General features: G+C 70.8%; 14 protein-coding genes and 1 pseudogene. 7 read left to right on the plus strand and 8 right to left on the minus strand.

Annotation, left to right across the window (positions count from 1 at the left end; translation table 11 throughout):
* Positions 1 to 224 precede the first annotated feature (224 nt).
* Positions 225 to 1073, minus strand: a complete 849-nt coding sequence (locus ABT053_RS11895) for a hypothetical protein (RefSeq protein ID WP_350968930.1) — start codon at positions 1071 to 1073, stop codon at positions 225 to 227.
* A 202-nt stretch (positions 1074 to 1275) separates the two neighbouring features.
* Between ABT053_RS11895 and ABT053_RS11900 the strand changes: the two genes are divergently transcribed.
* Complete coding sequence (locus tag ABT053_RS11900) at positions 1276 to 1782, plus strand: tetratricopeptide repeat protein (RefSeq protein ID WP_350968931.1); 507 nt, start codon at positions 1276 to 1278, stop codon at positions 1780 to 1782.
* Between the two features lie 314 nt (positions 1783 to 2096).
* On the opposite strand, the gene ABT053_RS11905 is transcribed toward ABT053_RS11900, so the two are convergent.
* The 7 genes and pseudogenes from ABT053_RS11905 to ABT053_RS11935 all read right to left on the minus strand — a co-directional run bounded on the left by ABT053_RS11905 (position 2097) and on the right by ABT053_RS11935 (position 11524).
* On the minus strand, positions 2097 to 3512 hold the full coding sequence (locus tag ABT053_RS11905) for a hypothetical protein (RefSeq protein ID WP_350968932.1): 1416 nt from the start codon (positions 3510 to 3512) through the stop codon (positions 2097 to 2099).
* A 192-nt stretch (positions 3513 to 3704) separates the two neighbouring features.
* The gene (clpB, locus tag ABT053_RS11910) at positions 3705 to 6287 is read right to left on the minus strand and encodes an ATP-dependent chaperone ClpB (RefSeq protein ID WP_350968933.1); all 2583 of its coding nucleotides are present in this window, start codon (positions 6285 to 6287) and stop codon (positions 3705 to 3707) included.
* A gap of 200 nt (positions 6288 to 6487) precedes the next feature.
* A pseudogene (locus ABT053_RS11915) lies at positions 6488 to 6740 on the minus strand (heat shock protein transcriptional repressor HspR); the annotation flags it as partial.
* A gap of 2 nt (positions 6741 to 6742) precedes the next feature.
* Positions 6743 to 7942: a molecular chaperone DnaJ gene (gene dnaJ, locus ABT053_RS11920; protein ID WP_350968934.1), complete on the minus strand. Its 1200-nt coding sequence runs from the start codon at positions 7940 to 7942 to the stop codon at positions 6743 to 6745.
* Positions 7943 to 7976: 34 nt separating this feature from the next.
* A complete protein-coding gene (gene grpE, locus ABT053_RS11925) occupies positions 7977 to 8600 on the minus strand; it encodes a nucleotide exchange factor GrpE (protein WP_350968935.1) in 624 nt (207 codons plus the stop codon).
* 28 nt (positions 8601 to 8628) lie between these two features.
* A complete protein-coding gene (dnaK, locus tag ABT053_RS11930) occupies positions 8629 to 10506 on the minus strand; it encodes a molecular chaperone DnaK (RefSeq protein WP_350968936.1) in 1878 nt (625 codons plus the stop codon).
* A gap of 526 nt (positions 10507 to 11032) precedes the next feature.
* Complete coding sequence (locus ABT053_RS11935) at positions 11033 to 11524, minus strand: hypothetical protein (RefSeq protein WP_350968937.1); 492 nt, start codon at positions 11522 to 11524, stop codon at positions 11033 to 11035.
* Positions 11525 to 11710: 186 nt separating this feature from the next.
* Between ABT053_RS11935 and proC the strand changes: the two genes are divergently transcribed.
* From proC to ABT053_RS11965, 6 genes are all read left to right on the plus strand, one after another.
* A complete protein-coding gene (proC, locus tag ABT053_RS11940; protein WP_350968938.1) occupies positions 11711 to 12505 on the plus strand; it encodes a pyrroline-5-carboxylate reductase in 795 nt (264 codons plus the stop codon).
* Between the two features lie 175 nt (positions 12506 to 12680).
* Entirely contained in the window at positions 12681 to 13919 is a 1239-nt protein-coding gene (locus ABT053_RS11945; RefSeq protein ID WP_350968939.1) for an MFS transporter, read from the plus strand.
* A 245-nt stretch (positions 13920 to 14164) separates the two neighbouring features.
* The gene (locus ABT053_RS11950; RefSeq protein ID WP_350968940.1) at positions 14165 to 15328 is read left to right on the plus strand and encodes an acetoin utilization protein AcuC; all 1164 of its coding nucleotides are present in this window, start codon (positions 14165 to 14167) and stop codon (positions 15326 to 15328) included.
* A 37-nt stretch (positions 15329 to 15365) separates the two neighbouring features.
* On the plus strand, positions 15366 to 16145 hold the full coding sequence (locus ABT053_RS11955; protein ID WP_350968941.1) for a phosphatase: 780 nt from the start codon (positions 15366 to 15368) through the stop codon (positions 16143 to 16145).
* Between the two features lie 322 nt (positions 16146 to 16467).
* The gene (locus ABT053_RS11960) at positions 16468 to 16671 is read left to right on the plus strand and encodes a helix-turn-helix domain-containing protein (RefSeq protein WP_012887307.1); all 204 of its coding nucleotides are present in this window, start codon (positions 16468 to 16470) and stop codon (positions 16669 to 16671) included.
* Positions 16672 to 16977: 306 nt separating this feature from the next.
* Positions 16978 to 17076, plus strand: coding sequence for a 30S ribosomal protein bS22 (locus tag ABT053_RS11965; RefSeq protein ID WP_018654693.1), 99 nt, complete (start codon positions 16978 to 16980; stop codon positions 17074 to 17076).
* The last annotated feature ends 16 nt before the right edge of the window (positions 17077 to 17092 follow it).

The following is a 17092-nucleotide window of genomic DNA, read 5'->3' on the forward strand; positions in this document are numbered from 1 at the left end:
GTCTGAGAGTTTCAGGCGGAGCGAGTCGCGTGACGGGCTGGATCGTTGGTTCGCGCGTGTCTTGGTTTGAGAGTTCCGGGCGTGGTGAGTCGTGCGACGAGCTGAATTGCTGATTCGCACGTGTCTCGGTTCGAGGGATCCGGGCGGAGTGAGCCGCGCGGGGCTCGGACCGGGAGTGTCCGGTGCGCCTGGGGAGACGTGAGGCCGTGCGAGAGCCGAGGTCGTCAGTTCGCTCGCGTTCCGGTCTGCGGGGGGTCGGGAGGGAGATCCTCGCCGGGGAGCGCGCCGGTGCCTTCCGGAGCGTTCCCGGCACCCCCTGCACCTCCTGCACTCCCGGCACCCTCGGTAATCCCGCTACTCCCGCTACTCCCGGCACTCCTGGCGCCTCCCGCGCCGATCGGGTCCGGCACGGCGAACGCGTGCTCCTCCCGCGCCTCCCCTTCCCGATGCGGCCTGCCCCGGCGTTCGAGCTGGGGCCACCGCTGCACGGGGGCGGCCTCACCGGTCGCCCCGGCCCCTGGGCGCCCCTGCGCCGTCAGCCGTTGCGCTTCGGGCTCCCGCACGTCCTGCTGCTGTGTTCCCGGCGTGCCCGGCGTGCCCGGCATGCCCGGCATGCCCGGCGTGCCCGGCACCCCCGTGTCCGGCCGCCGTGTTTCCGGTCCTCGAACGTGCCGTTCCCAGGTGTGCCGTCTCTGGGGAACGCGCCTCTCGACGTGTCTCCGCGCGCGCAGCCGTCCCTCGTACGACCGTTCCCCACCTGCCACCGGCACGGGCACGACGGCGGCGGGGTCGGACGAGCGCGCTCCGGGCTCGTCGCGGGACCTCACGGAGGGGTCGCACGGCGCGCGGCCGGACGAGATGATCGGCTGAAGATTCCGGTCCCGGGAGGCTCGTTCCACCTTCCTGATCCGGGCGGCGAGCCGCTCGGCGCGGATCCGGCTCTCCAAAGTGAGCAACTCCCGGTGGGCCTGCCCGATCGCCTCCATCTTGACCGAGAGGTATCCGGCGGACCCCGGAACGATCACCGAAAAGGCCAGGAGGAGCATCAACATGAACGATGTCTGCTTGGACATGCCCATCGCGGCTCCTCCCCGTGACACGCTCCTCTAGCAGGACTCGTCGCTCATATGCCCGTTTTGCTGGGGAAAAACGCGTAGCGTAGCCGTAGGTTTGCCCAAGGTAAGGTGGCCAATACCTGCCGTTGGCCGTACGCGGTCGAGCGTCGCTCGGTACTCTCGCGATGTGGCGCATGTGACACGTGAGCAACTTGATCGATTGCTTGAGCAGGCACTTCTGGCCGACGATCACGAAGACCTGGCCCGGCGACTAGAAGACCTGGTCGAGGCGTACGCGTCCGGCGACATATCACGGGCGGCGATCCTCGTGCTCGCCGCCGAGGAGTGGAGACAGGCCGGGCAGCCCGCCCGCGCCTTCGACTGCTTCCAGCGGGCGGTGGACGACGGCGGCGAGGTGAGCGTCGACCCCCGGGCCGGGATCGCCGACACCCTCTTCGAGCTCGAACGGCCGGACGAGGCGAGGGAGGTGATCGCGGCGATCCGCGCCGCCGGTGACGTCACCGCGGCCACCGCCCTCACGGTCGCCGAGACCCTCGTCGCCTACGGCGATCTCGGGGAGGCCCACCAGTGGGCCACCGAGGGGGCGCACCGGGCGGTGGAGGGCAGCGGCGAGCACATCGCCCTGCTCAGAACCCGCTACCGGATCCGCGTCGACCTCGGGCTTCCCGAGGACGAGCTCGACGCCCTCCTGGACGCCTCGCACTGACGGCTGGACGAGCCGGCGCCCTCCGGGACGCTCGCGCCCGACGGTTGGAGAGCTCGGCGCTCCTCCGGACACCTCGCACCGGGGGCCGGACGAGTCCGGTGCCCTCCGGGACGCTCGCGCCGACGGCCGGACGCCCCTTGCACCGACGGCGCCCTCGCCTGCCCGCGCACGCGAAGGGGAGGGCCGTGCCCCGTGAGGCACGGCCCTCCCCTGCGATGGTTCCACGGTGAATTCGTGCCGGTCCACGGACCGGTGGCCGATCCACCGTTTCCTGCGCTTCCTACTTCACGTCGAGGTTCACTCCGTACGGAGATTCACTCCACGTCGAGGTCGGGCAGCGTCCCCTCCAGTGCGGGAAGGGGAACCGCCGTGGTGCCCTCAGCGGCGGTGCCGCTCGCGGCGCCCTCCGTCGCGGTGTCGCTCGTGGCGCCCTCCGCCGCGGTGCCGACGGTGGCCGCGTCGGGCAGCGCGGGGGTCTCCGGGCGTACGGCGGCCGGCGACTCCTCGGTGGGCAGGTTCGCGGTGGGCATGTCCTCCGCGGGCAGGTCGGCCGCGGGCATGTCCGCTGCAGGCAGGTCGGCGGCGGGCATGTCGGCCGGCGGCAGGTTCTCGGTGGCGGCGTCCGCCGGGGCGGGGAGGGGCACCGGAGGCACGGGCTCCCCGGCCGGTGCGACGGGTGCCTCCGGCGCGACCGGCGCGACCGGTGCCTCCGGTGCGACAGCCGCCTCGGCGAGCTCGCCGGGGGCCGGGGGCGCGGGGGCCCGCAGCCAGCTGATGCCGTCGCCGGGGGCGCCCGGCGTGCCCGGCATGCCGGGCAGGTCCGGAGCCTCGGCCACGACGCTCACCCACGAGTTCGTCCACTCGTGCGCGGGAAGGCTCGACAGCCCGAAGGGCAGCGCGTGGAAACCGGCGCCCGCGGCGACGCCCCCGGCGTCGGCGAAGCTGACCACGGCGGCGGGCTGGGCGAGCTGGGGCAGGTCGGTGACGCGGGCGAGCCGGTTCGCGGTCACGGACGTCTCATCGGCGTTCGCGGCCACCGGCGCCTGGGCACCGTCCACGACCGCCGGCGCCTCCGCGCCGCTCACCGTCGCAGGCGTCGCAGGCGTCTCAGGCGTCGCCGGGGTCTCCGTCATCGGCGCCTCCGCGGCACCCGCCGTCGCCGGCGTCTCCGTGCCGGCCACCGGCGCCTGGGCGCTGTCCGCGGCGGCGCTGTCCGCAGTGGCGCTGCCCGCGACGGCGCTGCCCGTGACGGCACTGTCCGCAGTGGCACTGTCCGCAGTGGCACTGTCCACGACGGCACCGTCCGCGACCGGAGGTGCCGCCTCGGCGACCGGTGCCACCTCAGCGACCGGAGGTGCCGCCTCGGCGATCGGCGCCGTCTCGGCGACCGGCGGGGCCTCCGTGCCGGTGGCCGCTCCCGTGTCGCCCGCCGTCGCCGTCGCCGGCGTCTCGGCGGTGGCGGCCGGCGGGGCCACGGTGCCGCCGGTGGCCGGCGGCGTCACGGCGCCGCTCGCGGCCTGCGTCCCCTCGGGTGCCGCGACGGCCCCGGCGACGCCGGTCTCCTCGCACGTGGGGTCCATCGGTCCGGAAGCCCCCTGCACCGCCGCCGTACCCTGGTCAGGGCAGGGCACGACCTCCGCCGACGCCGGAGAGGCCATCGTGAGACCGGCGCCGACCGTGAGCACCGCCATCGCGAGGATCCCTCGGATGTTGCGTGATGAGTTCGACATGCGCATCCCCCTGTTGCGTTCGGTAATCCGATGAAAACCGAACGTAACAGGGGGGTCTCGCCGAGGGGCGGGCTTAGCGCAACGGTGGTCAAGCCATTACCGGGCCCCACCTGCCCGCGGCCGAGCGTTACCGGGCCTTACCGGGCTCCACCTCGCCCGCTGCCATGCCGTTGCCGGGCGCCCCGGTCGCCGTCAGGTCCTCACCGGGCCGATCGCCAGGGAGTCGTTCGACTCGTCGAGGTCGACGAGCACCTCGTCGCCGTCCTGGACCTCGCCGGAGAGCACCTCCTTGGCCAGCTTGTCGCCGATCGCCGACTGGACGAGGCGGCGGAGCGGGCGCGCGCCGTACAGCGGGTCGTAGCCCGTCAGCGCCAGCCAGTCGCGCGCGGCCGGGGTCACGGTCAGCGTGAGCCGCCGGTCCGCCAGGCGCCTGGCCAGGTGGACGACCTGCAGGTCCACGATCCTGGACAGCTCCTCGGTGCCGAGCGCGTCGAACTGGATGACGTCGTCGAGCCGGTTCAGGAACTCCGGCTTGAACGCGTTCCTGACCGCGGCCATCACGGCGGTCCGCTGGGCCTCCTTCGCCATGCCCGGGTCCACCAGGAACTGCGAGCCGATGTTGGAGGTGAGGATCAGGATCACGTTGCGGAAGTCGACCGTCCGGCCCTGACCGTCGGTGAGCCGCCCGTCGTCGAGCACCTGGAGCAGGATGTCGAAGACCTCCGGGTGGGCCTTCTCGACCTCGTCCAGCAGCACCACGCCGTAGGGCCTGCGCCGCACGGCCTCGGTGAGCTGGCCGCCCTCCTCGTAGCCGATGTAGCCGGGAGGGGCGCCCACCAGGCGCGCGACGCTGTGCTTCTCGCCGTACTCGCTCATGTCGATGCGGACCATCGCCCGCTCGTCGTCGAACAGGAAGTCGGCCAGCGCCTTGGCCAACTCGGTCTTGCCGACGCCCGTCGGGCCGAGGAAGAGGAAGCTGCCGGTCGGCCGGTCCGGGTCGGAGATGCCCGCCCGCGCCCGCCGTACGGCGTCGGAGACCGCCTCGACCGCCTGCCGCTGGCCGATCAGCCGCCTGCCGAGCTCCTCCTCCATGCGGAGCAGCTTGGCGGTCTCGCCCTCCAGGAGACGGCCCGCGGGGATGCCGGTCCACGAGGAGATCACCTGGGCGATGTCGTCGGAGCCGACCTCCTCCTTGACCATGGGGTCCTCGGGCTGGGCGGCCTTGCTGGCCTCGGCGAGCTCGGCCTCCAGCTTGGGCACCTCGGCGTACATCAGCCGCGAGGCGGCCTCGAAGTCGCCGTCGCGCTGCGCGCGCTCGGCGGCGCCGCGCACCTCGTCGATCTGCTTCTTCAGGTCGCCGACCCGGTTGAGCCCCGCCTTCTCCCGCTCCCAGCGGCCGACCAGGGCGTTGAGGTCCTCCTGGCGGTCGGCGAGCTCCTTGTGGAGCCGCTCCAGCCGCTGCAGGCTGCCCTCGTCGGTCTCCTTGGCGAGCGCCAGCTCCTCCATCTTCATCCGGTCGACGTTGCGCTGGAGCTGGTCGATCTCCACCGGGCGGGAGTCGATCTCCATGCGGAGCCGGGAGGCCGCCTCGTCGACGAGGTCGATCGCCTTGTCCGGCAGGAAACGGGAGGTGATGTAGCGGTCGGAGAGCGCGGCGGCGGCGACGAGTGCGCCGTCGGAGATCTGGACCTGGTGGTGCGCCTCGTAACGGCCCTTGAGGCCGCGCAGGATGGCGATGGTGTCCTCGACGGTGGGCTCGCCCACGTAGACCTGCTGGAAGCGCCGCTCCAGCGCGGGGTCCTTCTCGATGCGCTCGCGGTACTCGTCCAGCGTGGTCGCGCCGATCATCCGCAGCTCGCCGCGGGCCAGCATGGGCTTGAGCATGTTGCCCGCGTCCATCGCGCCCTCGGCGGCGCCCGCGCCGACCATGGTGTGCAGCTCGTCGATGAAGGTGACGACCTGGCCGTCACTCTCCTTGATCTCCCCGAGCACCGCCTTGAGGCGCTCCTCGAACTCGCCGCGGTACTTGGCGCCGGCGACCATCGCGCTGAGGTCGAGCGCGATCAGGCGCTTGTCGCGCAGGCTGGAGGGGACGTCGCCCGCGACGATCCGCTGGGCCAGCCCCTCGACCACCGCGGTCTTGCCGACGCCGGGCTCGCCGATGAGCACCGGGTTGTTCTTGGTACGGCGGCTCAGCACCTGGATGACGCGCCGGATCTCCGAGTCGCGGCCGATCACCGGGTCGAGCTTGCCCGCCCTGGCCCGCTCGGTGAGGTCGATCCCGTACTTCTCCAGCGCCTGGTAGGTGTCCTCGGGCGTCTCGCTGGTCACCCTGGCGTGCCCGCGCACCTTCTCGAAGGCGTCGAGCAGCGCGTTCGGGCTCGCGCCGTTCGCCTTGAGCAGCGTGGCGACGGGGCCGCCGTCGGTGGCGAGACCGACCAGCAGGTGCTCGGTCGAGACGTAGTCGTCCTCGAGGCCGCGGGCTCGCTGGGCGGCGGTGTTCATCACGGTGAGGAGCTGGCGGGAGCTCGACGGGGCGCTGACCGTGGAGCCCTGCGCCTTCGGCAGGGCCGCGAGCTGCTTCTCCGCCTCGACGCGCAGCTGCTTCCAGTCGGCGCCGACCGCTTCGAGCAGGGGTACGGCGGTGCCGCCGGTCTGGGCGAGCAGCGCGGTGAACAGATGGGCGGGTGCGACCTCGGGATTGCCCTCGGCGGCCGCCCGCCTGATGGCGGAGGAGACCGCCGCCTGGCTCTTCTGGGTGAGCTTGTAGTCCATGCTTGTCAGGCCTCACTCGAAAGTGCTGTGTCGGATGGCGACGCCGGCCCGGCGGGGTCCTCACGGGCCGGTCACAGACGCGTCCTCAAGACGTGGGACGGAGTCTCAGGCGGGGGGCAGCTGGTACTGGATGAGCGCGCGGATCATGTTCATCTCCGCGCGCAGGCGGTGGTTCTCGTCACGCAGGCGCAGGGCCTCCGTCTCGAGGACCAGGATTCGCTTGATGCCCGCGAGGTTGATGCCCTCCTCCTGGGAGAGCCTCTGGACCTCGCGGAGCATCACGATGTCGCGGGTGGAGTACAGGCGTCCGCGACCGGCCGTCCGGCCCGGACTGACCAGGCCGAGACGGTCGTACTGGCGCAGGGTCTGCGGGTGCAGGCCCGACAGCTGGGCGGCCACCGAGATCACGTAGACGGGTGTGTCGTCCGACAGATCGAAGTAGTTGGCTTCCATGGCTACTCGCTTCTGGCCTGTTCGATCAGGTCCGCCCGCGGGTCACCACCCACGGTGGCGTCGCGGAACTCCTCAAGGGCGCCCCTCGCCTTGTCCTCCAGCTGTTGCGGCACCAGGACCTCGACCGTGGCGAGCAGGTCGCCCTTGGTGCCGTCCTTGCGGGCCACGCCCCTGCCGCGCACCCGGAAGGTGCGGCCGTTCGGGGTGCCCTCGGGGATGCGCAGCGTGACCGGCAGCCCCTTCAGGATCGGTACCTTGATCTCGGCGCCCAGCGCGGCCTCGGTGAAGGTCACCGGGACGGTGACCGTCAGGTTCTCCCCCGTCCTGCCGAACACGGCGTGCGGCTTGACGTGGATCAGGACGTAGAGGTCACCGGCGGGACCGCCGTTCTCGCCGGGCGCCCCCTTGGCCTTGAGCTTGATGCGCTGGTTGTCGCCGACCCCCGCGGGGATGCGGGCCTGGATCGTGCGGGTGCTCTTGCCCCGCCCGCTCCCGTCGCACACCGGGCACGGGTCGTCCACCAGCAGGCCGCGGCCCTTGCAGTCGCGGCACGGCTCGGAGAAGGCGAAGTTGCCGAGGTTGCGGCTGGCCGCCCCGGTGCCCTCGCAGGTCGGGCAGACCCGAGGGACGGTGCCGGCCTTGGCGCCGGTGCCTCCGCATCCGGTGCACGCGGAGGAACTGGTCAGGCGGAGCGACACCGTGGTGCCCTCCACCGCCTCGGAGAAGGAGAGCGTGACCTCGGACTCGATGTCCTGGCCGCGCCGCGCCCTCGTCGTCGCCCCCCCGGGGCGGCTCGCGCCGCCCCGGTTGAAGAGCCCGCCGAAGATGTCGCCGATGCGCTCCCCGGCACCGCTCTGCTGCTGTTGCTGGCCCGTCCCCCCGAACAGGTCCCCCAGGTCGAACGGGAAACCGCCCCCGCGCTGGGCGCCCCCCGCGCCCGGGAAGCCGACGCCCGACCCGAACAGCGCCCGCGCCTCGTCGTACTCCTTGCGGCGCTTGGTGTCGGAGAGGATGTCGTACGCCTCCGAGACCTCCTTGAACTTGGCGGTGCTCTCGGAGGTCGCCGAGCTTCCGGGGTTGGCGTCCGGGTGATACTGCCTGGCCAGCTTCCGGTACGCCTTCTTGATCTCATCGGCCGTAGCGGTCTTCGGCACACCAAGGACGGTGTAGTAGTCCTTCTCCAGGTAGTCCTTGGTGCTCATCTACGTTCCTTCTCAGAGATCAGATGTGGGGGTGTCAGTTGTCGTCCGCGGCGGGCTCTTCTGGCTCCGCGACCGCGACGCGCGCGGGGCGGAGCACTCGCTCGCCGATCCGGTAACCGGGCTGCAGGATCTCCACGCAGGTCGGCTCCGTGACGTCGGGGGAGTAGCTGTGCATCAGGGCCTCGTGCACCGTCGGGTCGAACGGCTCGCCCTTGGCGCCGAAGGTGCTCAGCCCCAGCTTCCCGGTGGCCGCCTCCAGTGACTCGCTCACCTTGGCGAAGCCGCCGGTCAGCTCCCCGTGGTCGCGGGCCCGGCCGATGTCGTCGAGGACCGGCAGCAGCTCGGCCAGGACGCCGGCCACCGCCTGCTCCTTGACCGCGACCCGGTCCCGCTCGACCCGCTTGCGGTAGTTGGAATACTCGGCCTGAAGACGCTGCAGGTCAGCGGTGCGCTCGGCGAGCTGGGTGGCCAGCTCGATCGAGGCCAGGTCGGCCGCGAGGGAGGACGACCTGTCGGCCGCCTGCTCCTTGTCGTTCTGGGCCGTCTGGCCCGTGCCCTCGGCCGGGCCCGTCTCGCGTACCTGCCCCGTCTCCGGGTCTATCTTCCGGTTGTCGCGGATCACCGGCTCCTCCTCGGAACCGTTCTCGCGCGTGCTCACGCTGGTGCTCCCCTCGGCTTTCCGCCCGTCACTTGGCGCCGTTGTCGCGCTTCGGCTCGTCGTCCACGATCTCGGCCTCGACCACGTCGTCGTCGGCCTTCTGCCCGCCGTCGGCGGTGGCGTCCGCGTCGGGAGCGCCGGCCGGGGTCTCCGACCCCTGCGCCTGGGCGTAGATGGCGGATCCCATCTTCTGGCTGACCGTGGCGAGCTTCTCCGCGGAGGCGCGGATCACGGACGAGTCGGTGCCCTCCAGAGCCTTCTTCAGCTCGGTGACGGCCTCGTTGACCTCGTTCTTGATGTCGTCGGGGACCTTCTCGGCGTTCTCGCCGAGGAACTTCTCGGTCTGGTAGACGAGCGAGTCGGCGTTGTTGCGCGTCTCGGCCTCTTCGCGGCGGTTCTTGTCCTCCTCCGCGTAGGACTCGGCCTCGCGCATCATGCGCTCGATGTCGTCCTTCGGCAGCGCGGAGCCGCCGGTGATCGTCATCGTCTGCTCCTTGCCGGTGCCGAGGTCCTTGGCGGAGACGTTGACGATGCCGTTGGCGTCGATGTCGAAGGTGACCTCGATCTGCGGGATGCCGCGCGGCGCCGGGGCGATGCCGGTCAGCTCGAAGGTGGCCAGCTTCTTGTTGTACGCCGCGATCTCGCGCTCGCCCTGGTAGACCTGGATCTGCACCGACGGCTGGTTGTCCTCGGCCGTGGTGAAGACCTCGGAGCGCTTGGTCGGGATCGTGGTGTTGCGCTCGATGATCTTGGTGAAGATCCCGCCCTTGGTCTCGATGCCCAGGCTCAGCGGGGTCACGTCGAGCAGCAGGACGTCCTTGACCTCGCCCTTGAGCACGCCGGCCTGGAGGGCGGCGCCGATGGCCACGACCTCGTCCGGGTTGACGCCCTTGTTGGGCTCCTGGCCCGCGGTCAGCTCCTTGACGAGCTCGGCCACGGCGGGCATGCGGGTCGAGCCGCCGACGAGCACCACGTGGGCGATGTCGGAGACCTTGATCCCGGCGTCCTTGACGACCTGGTTGAACGGGCCCTTGCAGCGCTCGAGGAGGTCGGCGGTGATCCGCTGGAACTCGGCGCGGGTGAGCTTCTCCTCCAGGTGGAGGGGGCCCTCGGCCGAGGCGGTGATGTAGGGGAGGTTGATGGAGGTCTCCGACTGGCTGGAGAGCTCGATCTTGGCCTTCTCCGCGGCCTCGCGCAGGCGCTGCAGCGCCATCTTGTCCTTGGTCAGGTCGACGCCGTGCGCGTTCTTGAACCGGTTGGCCAGCTCGTCCACGACGCGCTGGTCCCAGTCGTCGCCACCGAGGTGGTTGTCGCCGCTGGTGGCCTTGACCTCGACGAAGCCGTGGCCGTCCTCCTGGCCGACGTCGAGCAGGGACACGTCGAAGGTGCCGCCGCCGAGGTCGAAGACGAGGATGGTCTCGTCCTTCTCCTTGTCGAGGCCGTACGCCAGCGCGGCGGCGGTGGGCTCGTTGATGATGCGCAGGACGTTCAGCCCGGCGATGGTGCCGGCTTCCTGGGTGGCCTGGCGCTGGGCGTCGTTGAAGTAGGCGGGAACGGTGATCACCGCGTCGGTGATCTTCTCGCCCAGGTAGGCTTCGGCGTCCTGCTTCAGCTTCTGCAGCACGAAGGCGCTGATCTGCTGCGGGTTGGACTTCTTGCCGTCGATCTCGACGGACCAGTTGGTGCCCATCTCGCGCTTGACCGAGCGAATCGTCCGGTCGACGTTGGTGACGGCCTGCCGCTTGGCGACCTCTCCGACGAGGACCTCGCCGTTCTTCGCGAACGCGACCACGGACGGCGTGGTCCGCGAACCCTGGGCGTTGGCGATGACGGTGGGCTCACCGCCCTCAAGAATCGAGACGACGGAGTTGGTCGTCCCCAGGTCGATACCTACCGCACGTGCCATGAGTACGTCCTTGTAGTCAAAGTTGAGTCGATGAGACTCATAGTGGAACCTCGTGTGACGTTTGTCAAACGACTTGAGTCTACTGGGCTCAACCTTCGGACGCGCGTGGGCATTCCCGGTTTCCGGGGGGAAGGTGACGGTGCCCGTCATCCCTCTGACGAGGGAACACGCGGGATCGTTCCCCGGAGGTGACGAGTGTCTCCCGGCCACCTCTCACGGGGGTCGTACGACGCCCCGGCCGCCTTAGGGACAGGTTTTCGGAACGGCTCTCGCGGACGGATCCGGGAAGCGGATTCCAGAGCGGGTGGGCCGTCTCGGCCGCGGCCCGCTCCGGGGGCGCACCCGGAGGACACCCACCGCCCGCCAGGGGCGCACTCGCACTCCGGCGCGGACCCCGGCGCGGGCTCCGCTGCGGACCCTGGCACGGGCTCCGGTGCGGACCCCGGCGCGGGCTCCGGTGCGGACCCTGAGGCGGGCTTCCGGTGCGGTCTTCTCCCGCCTTCGCCCGCGCCGGGTGCCCGCCGCGTCAGCGGGCGCCGTCGACGACCTTGCGGTTGCCGAGGGGCTTCTTGAGCTTGACGGTCGTCACCTTCTGGATGGCGATCTCGATGCAGGCGACGTTCTGGGCCTTGCTGCTCGGGCCCTCCCAGAGGGTGACGGTCACCCGCTTGGAGGTCTGGCGCACGGTGACCCGGTCGAGCACGTTGCACGGCTCGACCCCGGACCACCAGGTGATCCGCAGGCTCCGGCCGTCCTTCGATGGCTTGGCCTTCAGCCACCTGACCTTGCGGGGGTTGTCGGTGTGGCCCTCGGGTTTCGTCGGTTTGGGGGCACCGCTCGTGGACTCGTCCCGGGGGGCCACGCCGTGGCTCGCCGGAGCGGAGGGGACGCTCGGGGGGACGGAGGTGGCCTGACTCGCGGGGCGCGTGGGAGAGGTGGCGGTGACCGTGGCGCTGGGTTCGGTGCCGCAGCCCAGCGCCAGCAGGAGGCTTCCGGCCAGGAAAGAGGTCGCGATCATACGCATACCCCTAAGACGGATCGGGCTCCGGAGAGGTTCAGAAGTCTCTGACATCGCGCTGCCGGACCTCCTGTGCGTACGCGCGCCCGGTCGTCCGTCGCCGGCGACCACTCTGATGGATGATTCCCCCGGTGGCGGGGCCGATAGGCTGCGGGGAGTTTCGATCCACGATTTCGAGGTGCTCACATGATCGCGATTCTTGGCACCGGCAAGATGGGTGAGGCCCTGCTGTCCGGGCTGCTCAGGGCCGGGTTCAAGCCGGGTGACGTGATCGCGACGGCGCGGCGCGCCGAGCGGGGCCAGGCCCTCGCTGAGCGGTACGGCGTGCGGGTGGCCTCCAACGCCGAGGCGGCCAAGGACGCCGACACGATCATCCTCGCGGTCAAGCCGCAGGACATGGGGTCCCTGCTCGCCGAGATCGCGGGGCACATCCCGGCCGACCGCCTGGTCGTCTCCGCGGCGGCGGGCATCACGACCTCGTTCGTCGAGTCGCGGCTCGGCGCCGAGGTCGCGGTGGTCCGGGTCATGTCCAACACGCCGGTGCTGGTCGACGAGGCGATGAGCGTGATCTCCGCGGGCGCGCACGCCTCCGAGGAGCACCTCAGGCGGGCCGAGGACCTGTTCAGCCCGGTCGGCAAGGTGCTGCGCATCCCCGAGTCGCAGCAGGACGCGGCCACGGCCCTGTCGGGCAGCGGTCCCGCCTACTTCTTCTACCTGGTCGAGGCGATGGTCGACGCCGGCATCCTGCTCGGCATGCCCCGCGCCGCCGCGCTCGACATGGTCACCCAGTCGATCGTCGGAGCGGCGATCATGCTCCGCGACTCGGGGGAGCACCCGGTGATCCTCCGCGAGGCGGTCACCTCGCCGGGCGGCACCACCATCGCGGCCATCGCCGAGCTGGAGCGGCACAGCGTCCGCGCCGCCTTCCTCGCCGCCATCGAGGCCGCCAGGGACCGGGGACGCCAGCTCGCCGAGGGCTGAGCCGGGGGCAGGGGGCCCTAGCCGGGGGCCAGAGGTCAGGCTGAGGGCAGAGGGCCGGGCCGAGGGACCAGGGGGCTGGACCGAGGGCCGAGGGCTGGGCGCACCCCCCTCTATTAGGAAACTTTCCTGCATACGGCATCATTTCCCGCGGGACTCCGGGGGAATTGAGGCGATCGTGGAGCAGGCCGTACCGGCGGACGAGCGGGGCGAGCAGGCCGGGCCCGCCGTCTGGACGCGGAGCTTCCTGCTCTTCTTCACCGCCAGGTCCGTCTCCATGCTCGGGGCCGCGATGGTCCCGTTCGCGACGGCGGTGGGCGTGGGCGGGCTCGGCTACGGCTCCACGGGGGTGGGGCTGGCGCTGGCCGCGTGGATGGCGCCCTTCGCGGTGCTCATCCTGTTCGGCGGGGTCTTCGCCGACAGGTTCACGCCGCGCCGCATGATGATCGGCGCCGACGCGGTCAGGGTGGTGAGTCAGGGGACCGCCGCGGCGCTGTTCGTCTTCGGCAGGCCGGACCTCTGGCAGATCCTCGTCATCTCCGCGATCAACGGCGTCGCCGCCGCGATGTACCAGCCCGGCGTCTCCAGCACGGTCCCGCGCGTGGCGCGGGACGTGCAGAGGGCCAACGCCACCCTGCGCGTCTCCGAGTCGATCATGTTGCTGGCCGGTCCCGGCGTCGCCGGCGCCATCGTCGGCTTCTCGGGGGTCGGCGTCGTCTTCGCGATCGACGCCGCGGGGTTCACCGTCAGCGCGGTGTGCCTGCTCCTCCTGCGCCTGCCGGTGGTCGCGGGACCGGTCGCGGAGCGGTCGATGTGGCGCAACCTGCTCGGGGGCTGGCAGGAGTTCCGGTCCAGGACCTGGATGTGGTCGGTGATCCTGGTCTGGGCGGTCTTCGGGGTCACCCTGTTCGGCCCGATGATCCCGCTGGGCTCGGTACTGGTCAGCGAGCGTCTCGGCGAGACCGCCTACGGCCTGGTCATGTCGGCCTCCGGGGCGGGCACCATCGTCGGCGGCCTGGTCGCGATGCGGGTCCGCCCGGGACGGCCGCTGATGGCCGGCGCGATCGGCCTGTTCGGCTTCGCCCTGGAGCCGCTCTCCATCGCCCTGGCGTCGCCGCCCGCGGTCCTCATGGCCGCGCACGTGGTCGGCGGCGCGGGGTGGGCGTTCTGGTCGGTCATGTGGGCCACGAGCATCCAGACCCAGGTCCCGGCGGAGGCGCTCAACCGGGTCACCGCGTACGAGGTCGCGGGCTCGACCCTGTTCGTCCCGATCGGCCAGGTGCTCGCCGGTCCGGTGGCCGGGGTGGTGGGCGCGCCGCAGTTGCTGACCGGGTCCTCGATCGTGGCGGTCGCCGGGTGTGCCGCCCTCCTGCTGGTGCCCGCGGTCAGGGGACTGCGCAGGGTCTCCTCCGTCTGACCCGCCCGATCCGTTTGACCGCCCTGCCGGGGGTACGGCCATTCCAGAAGGTGTGTCCGGGCCTCCGGGCAGCCGCTAAATGTGCCCGTTAATAGCAATAAATCGGGATGTTTCACTTAGATGGAAACGGGCTCCTTCTCCGGGACGGCCGTGTAAACGCCATTCCGTACACGTGCGGTAACGTCGAGCCGGGAGCAGGAAGATCGGCCGTGACGCGCGGCGTCGCGACCAGACAGGGAGTGCGCATGAGCCGGTCCGTGCGGGTTGTCTGGGACGATGCGCTCACCTCGTACGACTTCGGCCCCGGGCACCCTCTCGCGCCCGTGCGGGTCGAGCTGACCATGGCGCTGGCCAGGGAGCTCGGCGTGCTGGACCAGGTGGAGATGGGCGGTTGCGCGCCCGCCACCGACGACGAGCTGGCGCTCGTCCACGAGCGCGACTACATCGAGGCCGTCAAGCGGGTCTCCGCCACCGGGCGGGCCGAGGTGGCGTACGGGATCGGCACCACGGACAACCCCGCCTTCCCCGGGGTCCACGAGGCGTCCGCGCTGATCACCGGCGCCAGCCTGGCCGCCGCCCGCGCGGTGTGGAGCGGTGAGGCGGAGCACGCGGTCAACGTCGCGGGCGGCCTGCACCACGCGATGGCCGCCGGGGCGAGCGGGTTCTGCGTCTACAACGACCCGGGCGCGGCGATCGCGTGGCTGCTCGCCCAGGGCGCGTCCAGGGTCGCGTACGTGGACGTGGACGTGCACCACGGCGACGGCGTGCAGGCGCTCTTCTACAACGACCCCAGGGTGCTCACCGTCAGCCTGCACGAGAGCCCTCGCACCCTCTTCCCCGGCACGGGATTCCCCGAGGAGCGCGGCGCGGAGGGCACCGCGGTCAATGTGGCCCTGCCCGCCGGATGTGGCGACAGCGGCTGGCTCAGGGCCTTCCACGCGGTGGTCCCGCCGCTGCTGCGGGAGTTCGCCCCCGAGATCCTGGTCACCCAGCACGGCTGCGACAGCCACGCCCTCGATCCGCTGGCCAACCTCATGCTCAGCCTGGACGGCCAGCGGGCCGCGTACGCGGCGCTGCACCGGCTGGCGCACGAGACGGCCGGCGGGCGGTGGGTCGTGACCGGCGGCGGGGGGTACGAGCTCGTGCAGGTCGTGCCCCGGGCGTGGACCCACCTGATCGCGGAGGTGGCGGGCCACCCCCTCGACCCTGGGACCGCCACCCCCGAAGCGTGGCGTACGTTCGTCAAGGAACGGACCAACCAGACGGCGCCGCTCACGCTGACCGACGGCCGGAATCCGGAATTTCGCGATTTCTCCGCGGGTTATGACCCAGCAGACCCGATCGACCGGGCCATCATGGCGACGAGAAATGCCGTCTTCCCCTTCCACGGGCTCGATCCCCTCCCGTGACACATGGTCCGTCGGCAAACTGGACTGAGGAACCCCGATGACGCGCGCTGAGCTTCGTGAGCACCTGGTCCGTACCCGGATCGCCGGTGACGTGGCGACCAGCCGGGAGAACAATCTGGACCACTACCGGTCGCTTTCCAACCGTGACCCGCACTACATGTTCGGGTTGACCATGGACGGTGCCTGGTCCTACCGGGACGTGCTGGAGCTGATGGCCAAGTCGGCGGGGGTCGTGGCCGATCCCGGGCACCGGGAGGGGCAGGACACCATCGACCCCGACCGTACGATCGAGGCGGTCGAGAAGATGGGCGACACGATCGCCGGGGTGCTCCGGGGGGAGAACCCCAGGATCCTGATCGCCACCGGCCACCCCACCGGCCTGCTCACCATCCACATGGCCGTGGGCCGGATGCTCAGGGCGCGCGGCGTGACCCTGATGGCCCCGGCCGAGGGCTGGTCGTACTGGGGCAGCGGGTTCGGCCGCAGGCGCAAGATCCGCTATCTGGACGACGTCGCGATGCTCGACGACAAGGGCGCCTTCGTGCACACCCACGACCCCGCCCCGATGCGCGCCATGATCGCCGAGCTGGACGCGGACCGTCCCGATCTGGTGATCGCCGACCACGGCTGGGCCGGGGCGGCGGGCGAGGCGGGCATCCTCACGGTCGGGTTCGCCGACAGCAACGACCCCGCGCTCTTCGTCGGGGAGGCCGAGGGCAAGATCGCGGTCACCGTCCCCCTTGATGACAACGTGCTACCGAGGTATTACGAACCGCTGACGAACCACCTGGTCGAGAGGGTCGTGCGAGCCCTCTGAGACGGGGGATGCGCAAATTAGGACATCCCTATACGGGCATTTCGCGCCTGCATTCCACGCACCTCGCCGACCGTTTGCCAACTTTTTGGTGATTGTGGGCGACTCTAATGGGAGACAGTTGGTCCGTTCCAAGATCAATGCGAGAGGCACGGTCCGGCTGCTGGCCAGCGATTTCAGCTGTTTCGCTGACGCGAGACTCCGACGGCTGAGAAAATAGGGGGTTTGCGTGATAGGGGTCCCGACTTACGCTGACAGCAGTACACGTGCGTGAGCAATGGCACCAGTGGGGATAACCCGGATACACGTGCGGAAGAGGCGTCCGATGGGTGCAGGCGAAAGACCTCTCAGCGAGGTGAAGTTCCTGACGGTGGCAGAAGTGGCCACTGTCATGAGGGTGTCCAAGATGACTGTGTACCGACTCGTGCATTCGGGCGAGCTGCCGGCCATCCGGGTCGGTCGATCCTTCCGGGTGCCGGAGCAGGCGGTTCACGATTATCTGAGGGATGCCTACATCGAGGCAGGTTGAGGCAGGGGTGGGCTCGACGCGTCGAGCCGAGCGGCCGGTGGGAACGATCCGGTCGTGAGGTGAGCCAGACGCGCCGGGGGCCCATGGTCCTGCTCCTTCCGGTCTGACCGGGGCACTGTTTCCGGTATGACCGTTGGAGAGCCGGTCCCTGTCTCGTCGGGGTAGCGACGTGGTCGCCACGTCGTGAGTTCATGCGCCCGGGGTCCCCCCAGGGGCGATCTACCGTGGATCGCCGGTAGTCTGTTGTGCCGGTGTGCTCTCGCGCACCGGTTCGACAATCTCGGCTACCAGCTACCTGGGGGTCCCGTGGGCTCTGTGATCAAGAAGCGCCGTAAGCGCATGGCGAAGAAGAAGCACCGCAAGCTTCTCAAGAAGACCCGCATCCAGCGGCGTAACAAGAAGTAGCGCGGATCTGCGAGGC

Origin of the sequence: Streptosporangium sp. NPDC002524 (assembly GCF_040295985.1) — a bacterium.
Lineage (GTDB): Bacteria > Actinomycetota > Actinomycetes > Streptosporangiales > Streptosporangiaceae > Streptosporangium.

Excerpts from the sequence above, each read along its gene's own strand:
- ABT053_RS11895 (WP_350968930.1), bottom strand. The coding sequence starts at position 1,073 with ATGTCCAAGCAGACATCGTTCATGTTGATGCTCCTCCTGGCCTTTTCG.
- ABT053_RS11905 (WP_350968932.1), bottom strand. The coding sequence starts at position 3,512 with ATGTCGAACTCATCACGCAACATCCGAGGGATCCTCGCGATGGCGGTG.
- clpB (WP_350968933.1), bottom strand. The coding sequence starts at position 6,287 with ATGGACTACAAGCTCACCCAGAAGAGCCAGGCGGCGGTCTCCTCCGCC.
- dnaJ (WP_350968934.1), bottom strand. The coding sequence starts at position 7,942 with ATGAGCACCAAGGACTACCTGGAGAAGGACTACTACACCGTCCTTGGT.
- dnaK (WP_350968936.1), bottom strand. The coding sequence starts at position 10,506 with ATGGCACGTGCGGTAGGTATCGACCTGGGGACGACCAACTCCGTCGTC.
- ABT053_RS11935 (WP_350968937.1), bottom strand. The coding sequence starts at position 11,524 with ATGATCGCGACCTCTTTCCTGGCCGGAAGCCTCCTGCTGGCGCTGGGC.
- proC (WP_350968938.1), top strand. The coding sequence starts at position 11,711 with ATGATCGCGATTCTTGGCACCGGCAAGATGGGTGAGGCCCTGCTGTCC.
- ABT053_RS11950 (WP_350968940.1), top strand. The coding sequence starts at position 14,165 with ATGAGCCGGTCCGTGCGGGTTGTCTGGGACGATGCGCTCACCTCGTAC.
- ABT053_RS11955 (WP_350968941.1), top strand. The coding sequence starts at position 15,366 with ATGACGCGCGCTGAGCTTCGTGAGCACCTGGTCCGTACCCGGATCGCC.
- ABT053_RS11960 (WP_012887307.1), top strand. The coding sequence starts at position 16,468 with ATGGGTGCAGGCGAAAGACCTCTCAGCGAGGTGAAGTTCCTGACGGTG.